Below are 12,552 nucleotides of genomic sequence, written 5' to 3' on the forward strand. Positions count from 1 at the left end.
CCCCCCCCCCCCCCCCCCACTCCTCTGTGCAGCCAGCCGGCCGAAGGGACATGTCCTTGACGAGCGAAGCCTTGAAGCGGCTCCTCAGGGGGTGCCGACGTTTTGTTCACCTCCGCCTGTTCCAGCCTTCCGTACCGGCTGCCACGTTGGCTCCGCCACATGAGCATCCGGCGCCCGGGCCGTGTGGAGAGCTGAGAGCAGCCGGTGAAGCCCCGTCCCTCCCGCCCGGACGGCTCGGACGGCCCCCGACCTGCGGGCACCTCCCGGATCCCGTGCCGTACGGCAGGAAGCTGTTCCTCTGCGGGGACTCTGCCGTCCGAAAAGGTGGAGGAAATTCCATCTGGGCTGTCCGGACCAGAGGCATCGACAGGGAAACGCCTTAGCAGTCCTGGTGCGTTCTGGTGTGTTCGCGGCAAAACTGCAGTGATCCGGGCAAGTCCGGGACCGTCAGTGCCTGTCCGGTGCTTCGGTGTACGACGGCGCTGCCCGGCGGCGGGCGGTGTTCGCCACGATGTCGTGATGTGGCGTGGTGACGCGGCCGGCCGGATACAGGCGTACGGCTGTGGTGATACAGGCGACGGTGAGAGTCGCGGCGAGCAGTGACCAACTGCGCCCCAGATGCGTCATGAGTACGGCACCTACGGCGGCACCGAGAGCCGTGGCGGCAATGATGCCGAGCCGACGTGCCGCATGGCGTTTCGAGCCGGCGCATGCGTCGTGGATCAGTGCGATAAGGGCGCCGGTCAGGGCGAAAGTGGCGCGCAGTTCCGTGACCTGCAGGCTGCGGATCGTGGCGCAGCGCACGCCCATGGACAGGGCGAGCAGGGCAACAATGCTGAGTTTCCCGGCAGAGGAGTCCTCAGGCGTTGCGAACGACAGGGCCGTGGCGGCGAGCAGCAGAGCGATCTCGGCGGACATGGCGCAGAAGAACCCGTGGTGCCGGGCGCGTTGCGCGGTGATGCGTTCGGTGTGCCCGGCGGCTGCGACACCCGTCACGAATCCCACGATGGCTATGAGCGGGGCGGGTTCGGAAAAGTGCGGCACTCCACCCAATGCGAAACCGAAGACGATGACATTTCCCGTCATCATGCCGACGAAAACCTTGTCCATGCCCAGGAAACTGACGGCGTCCATCAGGCCGCTGACGACGGTGAGGGACAGCACGACAAGAGGGAGAGGGGCGCCGGAAGGTCGTGGCATCGCGTTGGCCGAAGACATGTGAGGTTCTCCCAGCGTCTACGAATGTGGCGGCGTGCGCGTTGGTAACCGTGCCATGCCCGTTCCGTGCCGCACCGGCAGGAAGCAGCCGTCGGCAGCGCACGCTCAGGGAATGTGCAGAAGGATGTGATGTCGCGCCAGCGGGCTTTCGTCAGGGCGTCCGGGGCAGTGCCGTCAAAGGCTCGATGGCGCCGATGACGCACGACGAAAGGAGTCTGACGGACGGGTCAGAACTCTGTCCCGCCCGGCGGGAAACAGACGAAAGGACAGGACGGACAGCCATGGGCAGTACGGTCCATGATTCCTCCCCTCGCTGGCTTTCCCCTTGTCTAGCAGCAACCCGATAGTGCTGCCACGGTGCGGGCCTTTTCACGCCAGCCAGCGGGGAAAGCGGGGAATCGTACGGCCGTACGCGCGTGACTGCCGGTGTCGCCGTTCGTCCGACGGCCACGCAGCGGTGCTCCGCAGACAACAGGCCGCGCAGGGGCGGAAACACGTCAAGTGCTTCACGCATGCCTACGTGGCACATGCATTTCCCAGCCGCTTCAGTAGCATCATCGGCAACTCCTCGGGTGCGGCCGGGGCACGCGTCACGCGTCCTTGCTCTTGGCTCTTGTGAAGGAGATCTGTGGTGCCTGGCATCGATGAGGTGTTGTCCGCGGCGATGGGTATCCCCGGCGTTCTCGGTGCCAGCCTGATCGACTGGACGAGCGGACTGTCGCTGGGTACGGCGGGCCGAGCGCCGCACGGCGACCACGAGACGGCCGCCGCCGACAGCGCCGAACTGGCCCAGATCCTCGCCCGCAGCAGCACCTTCACCGCCGCAGAGCCCTCTGCGGGTCACGACGCCCCCGCTCCTGAGCCGGAGGACGTCATCGTCACCGGCGGCGGCTACTACCACCTGCTGCGGTTCGTCACCACCGGCTTCGACAGCCGCACGTATCTGTACGTATGGCTGGACCGGGAGCAGGCCAATCTCGCCATCGCGCGGCGCCGTCTGCGCGATCTGGCGCAGGGGCTGGTGGCGCCGTAACCCGGCACCGCCGAGCGCCCCGACTCCCTTTCCCCGCCCTGCCTGCCCGACTCTCCGCCATACCTGCCACTACGCTCAGGGGCCCTGTGCCATGCGGCCACCCACGCCTTCCCACCGTGCGGGCGAGATCCTGTACGACCTCGCCGCCCACCACGCCACCGGCGCCCTCCACGGCCCGACCGGCTCCTTCTACCTCCGCCGGGGCCTGGTCTACTTCGCCGAGAGCCCGTCAGCTCCGGGCCTGGAACGGCTCCTCACCGCCAGCGGCAGAGTTCCATCCGACCGATGGCAACAAGCGGTACGCGCCGCAGGCCCCACCCACCAGGTCGGCCAACTCCTCGTCGACAAAGGCTGGTTGACTCAGGGAGAACTCGAACTCGCCCACACGGGAGCCCTTATCGACGCGGCCCTCTTCATCCTCCCCCAGTCTGCGGACGCCACCGAGTTCACACCCGACGCCACCCACTGGCTGGGGACGATCCGGCCGCTCAGCGCCGAAGCCCTCGTCCGCGCGGCCGGGCACTGCACCGCGTCGCTGGAGAAGCTGCGTGCCTGGGCAGCCGCCGACCTCGCCCCCGTCGTTCCCGTACGCTCCGCTCCCCCGCGCGCCATCACCCGTCGCCAGCGCGAGTTGCTGTCGCACGCCGACGGCCGGCGCACACCCACTCAACTCGCCCGCACGCTGGGCCGTTCGGCCTTCGAGACCGTACTGGAGACGCGCCGGCTCGCCTCGCTCGGGCTGCTGCGCCTGCCCGGCCCGGCGCCCGCCGCCGGACCGCATCCGCCGGCGCCGCCGACGCCGCTCCCCCGGCGGCGCCCCGGCAGCACCCTCGACGAGCACTCCGACCCGGACCCGGGAGTCCGCCATGTCCCCACCTGGCAGTTACCGATCCCGGCGAACGAGGAGGCCTCCGACCCGGATGTCGCTCTTCTTCGCCGCCTGCGTACAGCACTGGAAGAACGCCTGTGAAAACGCCCGTGCGTGCGTGTGCGCCACGCACCGTGCCCGCTTCGCCCGTGTGGCCCGTACGGGTCGCGTGGCCCGTACGGCCCGCATGAGGCACTCGCTGCGGCGTATCGCCGCCCGGAGGAAACTGATGAGCGTAGAACCCCAGGTGAAGAGCGAACTGAGCGCGCTGCGTGGCCAAGTGCGGCACCTGCACGGCGGCTTGGTCGCCAGCGTGGACGGACTCGTGATCGCTCACGACCTCCACGACGTCGAGCCCGACGGCCTGGCCGCGCTGACGGCCGCGGCCATCGGCTTGGCCCGGCGCCTCGCACAAGCCACCCAGCAGGGCGGATTCGAGGAGTCGCTGACGCGTGGCGAGCACGGCTACGTGGCCATCCACACCGCCGGCCGCGCGGCCGTGCTGACCACCGTGGCCGGCCCCCAGGCCAACGTGGGGCGCCTCCACCTGCAGGCCCGCCTGACCGCCGCGCGCATCGGCGCCCTCGTCGACGCGGCTCGCCCCAGCTGACCGCCCACCGAGCTCCATCCCCCACCTACCCCATCAACAACGAAAGGCCCTCTCCGCCATGGCACAGATGGAAAACGCTCTCACCCAGGCAATGACGACCATCGACGGAGTGGTCGGGATCGCCCTCGTCGACTACACCAGCGGCATGGCGCTGGCGACGCTCGGCGACGACAAGGGGATGGATCTCAATGTGGCCGCCGCCGGCAATACGGATGTGGTCCGCGCCAAGCTGCGCGCCATGGAAATGCTGGGAATCCAGGGCAGCATCGAGGACATCCTCATCACCCTCAACACCCAGTACCACCTCATACGCCTCCTCACCGGCAAGAACGGCGAGGGCCTCTTCCTCTACATGGTCCTGGACCGCCGCCGCGCCAACCTGGCCATGGCGCGCCATCGTCTCTCCCGCATCGAGGCCGACCTCGAAGTCGCCTGAGGCAGCCCGGCACGGCCGTACGGACGAGTCCCGTCCCAGCTCAGCCTCTAGCTCCACAGAGGCCGCACCCAATTCAGATGCCGCACACCGCACATCGACGTAATGTGCGCTCCCGACAGGTGTCCATTACTCAGCCGTTGTTACGGCCACTGCTTCGGGAGCGTTTGATGGTTGCGGACATAGTCAGGACCTGGGTGGCGGGCTGGGCCGTGTCACGGCGGACACCCCCGCCGGTCGAGAAGCCCTGGGGGTACTACATCGCGGTGCCCGACACCCCCGCCGAAGTAGGACGCCACGTCCTGCCCGAGGCCGACGAGTCGTCGGTCCGCAGCGCGGCCGCCTCGGTGACCGTGCCGCGTACCTGGATGAAGATGCCCGCCCAGCCGCAGGAGATCGGGCCATGGCTCTCGCCGGGCTGGGTGGTCGCCCATGAGGAGACCGGGCATCTGATGGCCGTCGACCTGATGGCCACCCATCCGGTCGCGCCCGAGGGATACACCGCGACCGTGGAGAGCGTCGGCGCCGTCACCACCGTCCAGGTGCGGGATGCGGCGGGCGAGCAGGCCGCCCAGGGGCAGATGGCGCTCCTCGGGGAGGCCACGGTCGTGGACCGGGTGATCACCCAGGAGGCCCATCTGCGGCGCGGACTGGGCAGCTTCGTGATGCGTACGCTCGCCGACCGCGCCCTGGAGGAGGGCGCGGTCCTCGGCGTCCTCGGCGCGACCGACGCCGGGCGTGCCCTGTACGAGACGCTGGGCTGGAAGAAACACGCGACGCTGGCGGAGTGCGTCTACCGGCCCTGAGGCCAGGGGCGCCAGCCGTACGCGAGGCAGGCACTGGGGTCGTCGTCCACCGTTGGCAAGAAGGGCGACGGCTCGCCTGCCGGGGCGGACGAAAGCCTTCGTACAACGGAGCAGGTGCTGCGCCTACGCTGTCCCCCATGGCGGATCCGCAGCACCATCCCCACATCGATGCGGCCATCCGGTATCACCAGGCCGTCGCCCGTGGCGCCGTCGGCGCGGAGCTTGCCGCGTTCTTCCACGACGATGCCGTGCACCGCGAATACCCCAACGCCCTCTTCCCCGAGGGAGCGGTACGCGACCTGCCGGCCATCCTCAAGGCGGCCGAGCGGGGACGCGGTGCGCTTCGGCACCAGACCTTCGAGGTGCTCAACGCTGTCGCGGCGGGCGATCAGGTCGCCCTCGAAGTGATCTGGACGGGCACCCTGGCGGCCCCGCTGGGCGACCTGCCCGCCGGGCACGTACTGCGCGCCCACATCGCGGCCTTCCTGGAATTCCGCGACGGCAGAATCATCGCCCAGCGCAACTACGACTGTTACGAACGCACCCGCCCTGCCTGAGCGCTGGCACTGACGCTGTCCCGGCCCGAGGCCAGTGCGCGTGAACCGGGGGGGGGCGCTGCCGTCAGCCGGGAGGGACCCTCGGTGCGCGTGCCATCAATGTCTCGACCTCTTCGTCGCTCGCGCCCGGTGCCGTACGCGTCGATGTCTGCGACCCGTTCGCCAGCCACGCCTGGAGGCGCTTTTCCCGCAGCTCGGCGGAGCGCCCGCCCCCGAGTGCCCGCAGGCGCTTTTCGAGGCCGGTGTCCGACCAGCCGGGTAGGTCGGACAGCTGGGCGAGCGCCTGCTCCACCTCCCCGTCGGACAGTGGGCGGTGGCCGCCGGGCATCTGGGCGAGCCGTTCCGCCAGCTGCCGTTCCGCCGGCGTGGGCGGCAACTGCGCCAGTAGCGCTTCCGTCTGTTCGTCGGACAGCGGCGGCGGGGACGGCCGTCCCCGCAAGCGGCGCAGCCGGTCCTCCAGCAGTTCGGCCGACGGCTCGGCCCCCAACGCGCGCAGCCGGGCCTCCAGTTCAGCCACCGAAGTACCCGGCACCTGCGGCGACCGGGCGAGGGCCTGCTCGATCTCCGTGTCTGAGAGAGGGTGATGCGCGCTGGGCAGGCGGGCCAGCCGCTCTTCCAGCTCGCTCTCCGGCGTGGGTATGGGCGGAAGCCCGGCGAGCAGCTCCTCGACCTGTTCGTCCGTGAGGACCGGCCTGCGCAACTCGCGCAGCCTGATCTCCAGTTGCATGGCGTCGACCTGCAGGGTGTGTTCGGTCAGCCAATCGGCTTGGCGGCGTCGGATCTCCGCCAGCTCCTCCTCGGTGAAGGGGCTCTTCCACGTCGAACGTGGCGTCTCGTACTCGGCCGGAGCCGATCGAGGCGCGATCAGCGCCACGTATCCCGGGTCCAGCAGCGCCGTCGGTCCGGCGGCCTTCGGAGCCGCAGCCGTCGCCATCGAATCCACCGCTTCTTGCTCGACTGCCGGTTCCGTCAGAGGAGTCGAGGGATGTTCCAGCAGCAGGCGCTCGAGCTTCTCGTTCGAGAGCGCCTCCAAGGCGTCCTCGTCCCGAGCACCCCTGACGCCCCCGGCCTCCCGCACACCCACTCCACTCACTTCACCCACTTCACCCATGATCTCGTCACGCGGGACTTCTTCAGGTACGGCTTCGACAGGCCGACGCTGCATCGCCTCCCCCGCCCCGTCCCTCAGCTGATCGGCGACCTGGAGCTGCCGCCGACGCCGCCAGAGCCGCTCGGCCACGCCGATGCGCGAGGCGCGCTCCGGGGACTCGTACAGCTCCACCATCCGGGAGTACGTGGTGTGCAGCGTCAGCGTCTCCGCCAAGGCCTTCTCGTACTCGTCCTTCTTCACCGTTTCCTGCCCGGCGGGCGTCCACCAGCGCATGCACCAGTGGGTCCATGAGTCGAGATGGCCGAGGACCTGCCTGATGTCACCGAGGGCCTGTTCCGCCACCTCCTTGTACTCGTACAGGACCCCGGGACCGCTGCGGGCCACCAGTGCCACCACCTGGCGGAAGAGCAGTTCGTCCGCCACCCGCTCGCGCAGCGCCGACAGCCGCGAGGTGTCCTCCACTCCGGCGGCGAGAGCGATCTGCCGGTCGAGAAATGCCGCCGTCCGGCGCAGCTGGCGAGGGGATCCCGGAACTCCGGGGCCGGAGTTCCCACCGCGGTGGTGCAGCAGCGGGTGGAGCCGACGGATCATCTCGGTGTTGTCACGCAGAATGCGATACGTCCGCTGATACTGCTCGGCCAGCGCGATGGAATCGGCTTGGAGAGTGGCCAGGCGGTCATCCCGCTCCAGCACCTGGCCGGACATCATCCAGCGGGGAAGCGTCGCCGACCATGGGGAGCGTTCCTGCGCATAGCGCTGAGCCGCAGCGGCAGTGCGACTGAACCCTTCCGCGATATCGGCGATAAACCTGCCCGGGTGCTCCTGGGCCGCCGCCATCTGCACGGTTTCGCTGATCTCCGCGATGTCCAGCTTCTCCCGGGACTCGTCGTCCTGGTCCGCCTGCGTCCGCAGATGCTGGATCGTCGCTCTGATATCGGCGGGAGCCATGCCGATCAGCGACGCCTCGAATGCGGCCATCCGCTCCTCGCGAGTCGCCGCGCGTGGTACGGGAATTGCTCCGATATCGGAGTACGCCGAGGACGCGGCGCCCAGTGCCGGGCCGTCGATGAACCGGCGTACCGCACTCTCCGCCGCCGCCATCGCCGCCATCAGTTCTCCGCCGACCTCGGCTGCGACCTCGGCCGCGATCTCGGCCGTCGTCTCCCGGGCCTCGCGAGTGGATTCCCAGATCCGGGCGGTGACGTACGAGGCGAACCACCGCAGCAGAAGCCGTGTGCACCAATTCGGCAGCGGAATACGGTCCATGAGCGATCGTGTGACGGTTTCGGGGAACTCGGCGACCGCGTGCGCCGCCTGTCCCGTCGCCTCGGCGAGCTGCGTACCGGTCTGCTGTGCCCAGGCCAGCGGGCCCTCCTGCGCGATGGTCGTCATGGCGCGGATCAGGGCGCCGTGCACCGCCTCCTCGGCCGAGGCCGCACCCTCGCGTACGGCCTGCGCTGCCCCGGCCGCGGCGTCCCGCGCCTCCTGGAGGAGGGCAGTGACGGTGTGCTGCGGGAGCATCCACGACAGCAGCGTCGGCAGCGGCAGCAGCTCGGCGACCCGGCGGTCCGGCAGCCGCCCCAGCCACTGGGCCGCGTCCGCCGCCGCCTGCGCCACCTGTCCCGTGGCCTGGTACGCCCAGGTCAGCGGCCCCTCCTCGGAGATCGTGAGCAAGGTACGGGCCAACGCGCGGTGCAGCGCGTCCTCTGCGGAGGCCGCCTGCTCGTGCACCGCTTCCACGACATCGCCGGCCGCTTCCGCCGCACCCCGCAGCGTGCTCCTGAGCACCGGCATCCGCTGCGGCGCCCGCTCGCGCCCCGTCGCCGCGCGCGAAGCCGGAGCCGAAGTCAAGGCCGCATACCGTACGGCCGAGCCCCTCGCCCCTGGCTCGATCGGCCGCCCCGCAACCCAGTCGGCGACCTGCTGCGCGAGACCCGCCGGGGCGCCTCCCCCACGATTCGGCACCTCCGACCCGCCACAGCGACGCAGCGCTTGCGGCACCGACGGCTCTCGCGCCAACGGCTCTCGCACCGATCGCGGTTGCCGTCGAGTTTCAGGACGCCGTTGCAGCCCCGCCCCACCCCATGCCGACTCGCGACCGACATCCTCCATGCCGTTGCACTCCACTCCACTCCTGCCCTGCCCTGCCGCCCGCAACTCCCCGGGCTTCCACCGAATCCCCGGCCAGCCGAACAGGACCACCACACGCCCAGCCATCTGCCCGCCTACTCCCCTCCATCCGACCCCGTACATCGCCCGCCAACAAGGGACCAAAGACCCCCAGAGTCCCGGCGCGGTTGTCGACGATGCGACTGAGCAGGAACGAGCCGGGCGCACTTGCGGGGGGGTGCCTCTATGTCCTTCGTCAAGCGAAGCGAGGCGAGGCGTTCGGTGTTCGTAGCAGGTGCCGTCGCGGAGCATCGCGAAGAGCACGCTGATGCGGTGTTGGGCGAGGCGGAGGAGGGCTTGCGTGTGGGTCTTTCCTCTGGTTCGGCAGTGGTCGTAGTGGGTGCGGGATGCGGGGACGTGCAGGGCGGCGAACGCGGACAGGAACATCGCGCGTTTGAGCTGTCGGTTTCCGCCCCTGGGCGCGTGTTCGCCATGGATCGAGGTCCCGGCGTAGGCGTCGCGGCGCATCTCCCGGCGCCACTGCTGATGTTGCCCGCGCAGTTGCACCCTGCCGCCGGCCAGAGCGGCCAGGATCGCCCCGGCTGCCCCACAATCGTCCCCAGTAACGCGGCTACCGCACCGAGAGGCGCGACGTGTCCCGTGCTCACGAGCAGAGTGTGAGCGGACGCGGGTGAACGTGCCAGCCTCTGTGCGCGGCGGTGGGGAGCAGATACGCGTGCTGTTGGCCGATGAGGTCAAAGGGAGGGGAGGGCCGGGGGGACTGGTGGGGCTATGAGGTTCCGTGACGCGGTCCGTCAGCTTGTCGGATGCGTCCCCCGGCTTGTCGTGCGTCTTCGCGCGGCTGCTCCTCTGGGGCGCGGCAGCCGCGTGGTGCTCCCCCGAAGTGCTGTCCCGAACGGTTGATCGGGGCCGGTGGACGTCACTTCGCGTACGGGTTGGCGTTGAACCTATATAGGACCGCGACCAGCGCCAGAAGGAGCAGCAATTGATGGATGTCGCAGAGCGGGTCACCGCCGTACTGGTAAGGATGTACCGGCTTGCTCCGGAGGCGGTGCACCCTGACCAGCCGCTGCACCGGCTGCGCATCGACTCCCTGGCCCTGGAGGAGTTGCGGCTGGTTCTCGAGGACGAACTGCACGTCGACCTGGACGATGTGCAGCTGACGTCGCGCAGCACCGTGCGACAGCTGGTGGACGCGGTGTGCGCCAAGGCAGCGGTGGCCTGATGGCGCAGAGCTACGGCTCCTGGTCCGCCGCGGTGACCGGTATCGGTCTGGTGACGGCGGCGGGGCACAGCGCCAAGGAGACCTGGCGCGAAGTCACCACCGCCCTGTCCCCCCGGGGCGTGCGAAGCCTGGCATCCCTGCGCGACCTGCCCTGTGACTTCATGTACACGGTGGAAGGGCTCGACCTCGAGGGCAGACTCGGCCGGGCCACCCTGCTTCTGGACCGTTTCGCCCAGTTCGCTGTCATCGCGGCCCGCGAAGCTGTCGCCGACGCGGGGCTCGACCCCGAAACCTGGGACGGTGCCCGCGTCGCGGTCGTGGTGGGCACGGCGCACGGCGGCCTGCTCTACTACGACGAGCAGCAGGCCGTCCTGAGCGAGCGCGGGGCCCGCCGGGTCGCCCCCAAGGTCGCGCCGTTGAGCATGCCCAACAACGCCACCGGCGGCATCTGCCAGGACCTCGGCGCGCGAGGGCCGAGCCTGACGGTCAGCACGGCCTGCGCCTCCGGCACCGACGCGATCGGCACCGCTCTGGGCTGGCTGCGCGCCAACCGCTGCGACATCGCCGTGGCCGGCGGGGCGGAGGCCCTGCGCTCACCGCTGATGTTCGCCAGCACCTGCCGGATGCGGGCCCTGTCCACCCGGGTGGACAACCCCGCCGCCGCCTGCCGGCCCTTCGACGCCGGCCGGGACGGCTTCGTCGTCGGCGAGGGCGCCGGACTGCTGGTCCTGGAACGCCCGGAGCACGCCCGGGCCCGCGGTGCCACCGTCCGCGCGCACCTGGCCGGGTACGGCTCCACCAGTGACGCCCTGTCCCCGGTGGCCCCCGACGAGAGCGGACAGGGCATCGAAGCGGCCCTGCGGGCCGCACTGGCCGACGCCGAGGTCGCTGCCGGGGACATTGGCCACGTCAACGCCCACGGCACCTCCACGGTCATGAACGACCTCGTCGAAAGCGCGGCCCTACACCGCGTCTTCGGCGACCGTCCGCTCGTCACGTCCACCAAGGCCATGACCGGACATGCCCTGGGCGCCACCGGCGGCATCGAAGCCGCCCTGACCGCCCTGGCGTTGGAGGAGCAGCTGGTGCCCCCGACAGTCAACCTGGACGTGCAGGACCCGGACGTGCCTGTCGACGTGGTGGCCCGCACCGCCCGCCCCGCACGGTTTGCGTGCGCGGCAAGCTCCTCGCTGGGGTTCGGGGGCCACAACGCCGTACTCGTCCTCACCAGGGCCTGAGGCGGGGGACCGGCCCATGCAATGCGTACGCACTTTGATCGTGGACGGCCTGTCCTACAGCTATCGCCTGGTGTCTCCCACCGCTGCCCGGTCCGAACCGCTGATCGCGCTGGGCGGTGCCTTCCAGGGGATGTACGACTGGGTGCAGCTCGAAGACGCCCTGACGGACGTGTCCTGCCTGCTCACCGCGGACCTGCCCGGCGCGGGCGGCTCCGACGTGCCCCGACCCGAGCACACCCTCACCCTGCTCGACGCGGCGCTTGACGCCATCGTCGACGACCTGCACGTACCGCGCGTCAACCTCTTCGGCTACTCCCACGGCGCGGTCCTCGCCTTCCGCTACGCCCAGCGCCGTCCCCGGCGCTGCGCCCGCCTCCTTTTGGGGGGCGTTCCCGCCCACCTCACCGACACCCCCTTCGCCCGCTACCGCAAAGCCAGCGAACTCCTGGCGAACGGTGACACGGAGGGCTTCGTCGCGGCTATCTCCGCGGAGATGTTCTGCCTGGACGACAGCCGCCGGGTCCACCGCCGCGACCTGGCCCTGCGCTCTTTCCGGCGCTCCCTGCTGAGAGTTGCCCAACGGCCGCACGCCGAGTACATGCTGGCCCGCGCCCTGGGAACGCGCACCGCCCTCACCGGCGGCCTGGCGGGTGTGCCCACCCTGGTCTTCACCGGCGAGCACGACACCCTCACCCCGCCCGACCTGCAACGCGCGTTCGCCGAGACCATCGATGGCAGCCGCTTTGTCACGATGTCCGACTGCGATCACATGCTGCTGATGGAACGGCCCGGTGCCGTCGCCGGCTTGGTCAGAGCCTTCATCACCGACAGCCGGCCGCCTGCGGGCTGCGGAATCCGTTCCTAGGCGGAGTCTTCAATGTAGTGGCGCGGGATGATGGGTCTTGTGAACCGCCGCTATGAACTGACCGATTAGGAATGCGAGTTGTTACGCCCGTTCCTTCCCGGAAGTCGCCTTGTGACGTGCCGAAGGCTCGGTGCCCCGGTGTCGGAGGCCCGGATGTGGCGTCTCCCGCTCCGGGCTGGCTCGGAAAGGTTGGCGCAAAGCGTTCTTCGGCGACGGCCGCCGGTTGGGGGCTTCTATCTCCTTCGTCAAGCGAAGCGAGGCGCTCGGGGTTCGTAGAAGGTGCCGTCGCGGAGCATCGCGAAGAGCACGTTGATCCGTTGGCGGGCCAGGTGGAGAAGTGCCTGGGTATGGGTCTTTCCTCTGGCCCGGCATTTGTCGTAGTAAGACGTCGTCTCATTTGGGGTGCTGGGTAGTCTGCCGGTGTGGTGATGGTCGAGCGCATGGTGCCGGACGAGTTG

11 protein-coding genes and 2 pseudogenes are annotated in these 12,552 nt (G+C 69.8%); 9 read left to right on the forward strand and 4 right to left on the reverse strand.

The window, feature by feature from the left end; all coding sequences use genetic code 11:
- Nucleotides 1-447: 447 nt before the first annotated feature.
- Complete coding sequence (locus tag AC4IJH_RS42130; RefSeq protein WP_490857335.1) at nucleotides 448-1,164, reverse strand: YoaK family protein; 717 nt, start codon at nucleotides 1,162-1,164, stop codon at nucleotides 448-450.
- 685 nt (nucleotides 1,165-1,849) lie between these two features.
- Here AC4IJH_RS42130 and AC4IJH_RS42135 point away from each other — a divergent pair.
- From AC4IJH_RS42135 to AC4IJH_RS42160, 6 genes are all read left to right on the forward strand, one after another.
- Entirely contained in the window at nucleotides 1,850-2,251 is a 402-nt protein-coding gene (locus tag AC4IJH_RS42135; RefSeq protein WP_490857336.1) for a hypothetical protein, read from the forward strand.
- A gap of 91 nt (nucleotides 2,252-2,342) precedes the next feature.
- On the forward strand, nucleotides 2,343-3,221 hold the full coding sequence (locus AC4IJH_RS42140) for a hypothetical protein (protein WP_490857337.1): 879 nt from the start codon (nucleotides 2,343-2,345) through the stop codon (nucleotides 3,219-3,221).
- 127 nt (nucleotides 3,222-3,348) lie between these two features.
- Entirely contained in the window at nucleotides 3,349-3,729 is a 381-nt protein-coding gene (locus AC4IJH_RS42145; RefSeq protein WP_490857338.1) for a roadblock/LC7 domain-containing protein, read from the forward strand.
- 58 nt (nucleotides 3,730-3,787) lie between these two features.
- Nucleotides 3,788-4,165, forward strand: a complete 378-nt coding sequence (locus AC4IJH_RS42150; RefSeq protein ID WP_490857339.1) for a roadblock/LC7 domain-containing protein — start codon at nucleotides 3,788-3,790, stop codon at nucleotides 4,163-4,165.
- Between the two features lie 167 nt (nucleotides 4,166-4,332).
- A complete protein-coding gene (locus tag AC4IJH_RS42155) occupies nucleotides 4,333-4,968 on the forward strand; it encodes a GNAT family N-acetyltransferase (protein ID WP_490857340.1) in 636 nt (211 codons plus the stop codon).
- A gap of 137 nt (nucleotides 4,969-5,105) precedes the next feature.
- Nucleotides 5,106-5,525: a nuclear transport factor 2 family protein gene (locus AC4IJH_RS42160; protein ID WP_490857341.1), complete on the forward strand. Its 420-nt coding sequence runs from the start codon at nucleotides 5,106-5,108 to the stop codon at nucleotides 5,523-5,525.
- Nucleotides 5,526-5,589: 64 nt separating this feature from the next.
- Here the strand turns inward: AC4IJH_RS42160 and AC4IJH_RS42165 are convergent, their stop codons facing one another.
- Both AC4IJH_RS42165 and AC4IJH_RS42170 read right to left on the reverse strand, forming a co-directional pair.
- Nucleotides 5,590-8,487 (reverse strand): hypothetical protein, encoded by a 2,898-nt coding sequence (locus AC4IJH_RS42165; RefSeq protein ID WP_490857342.1) that lies wholly within the window; start codon nucleotides 8,485-8,487, stop codon nucleotides 5,590-5,592.
- Nucleotides 8,488-9,009: 522 nt separating this feature from the next.
- Nucleotides 9,010-9,485, reverse strand: a pseudogene (locus AC4IJH_RS42170) (IS110 family transposase); the annotation flags it as partial.
- A 269-nt stretch (nucleotides 9,486-9,754) separates the two neighbouring features.
- On the opposite strand from AC4IJH_RS42170, the gene AC4IJH_RS42175 reads away from it, so the two are divergent.
- From AC4IJH_RS42175 to AC4IJH_RS42185, 3 genes are read left to right on the forward strand one after another with little or no spacing between them, the layout of a single operon-like run.
- A complete protein-coding gene (locus tag AC4IJH_RS42175; RefSeq protein WP_490857343.1) occupies nucleotides 9,755-9,991 on the forward strand; it encodes an acyl carrier protein in 237 nt (78 codons plus the stop codon).
- Nucleotides 9,991-11,229, forward strand: coding sequence for a beta-ketoacyl-[acyl-carrier-protein] synthase family protein (locus tag AC4IJH_RS42180; RefSeq protein ID WP_490857344.1), 1,239 nt, complete (start codon nucleotides 9,991-9,993; stop codon nucleotides 11,227-11,229). Before AC4IJH_RS42175 ends, AC4IJH_RS42180 begins: the two co-directional genes overlap by 1 nt.
- Nucleotides 11,230-11,245: 16 nt before the next feature.
- A complete protein-coding gene (locus AC4IJH_RS42185; RefSeq protein ID WP_490857345.1) occupies nucleotides 11,246-12,094 on the forward strand; it encodes an alpha/beta fold hydrolase in 849 nt (282 codons plus the stop codon).
- A 245-nt stretch (nucleotides 12,095-12,339) separates the two neighbouring features.
- On the opposite strand, the pseudogene AC4IJH_RS42190 reads toward AC4IJH_RS42185, so the two are convergent.
- Nucleotides 12,340-12,552: pseudogene (locus AC4IJH_RS42190) on the reverse strand (hypothetical protein); the annotation flags it as partial.

The sequence above is a fragment of the Streptomyces sp. UF-297 genome (genome assembly GCF_058245575.1).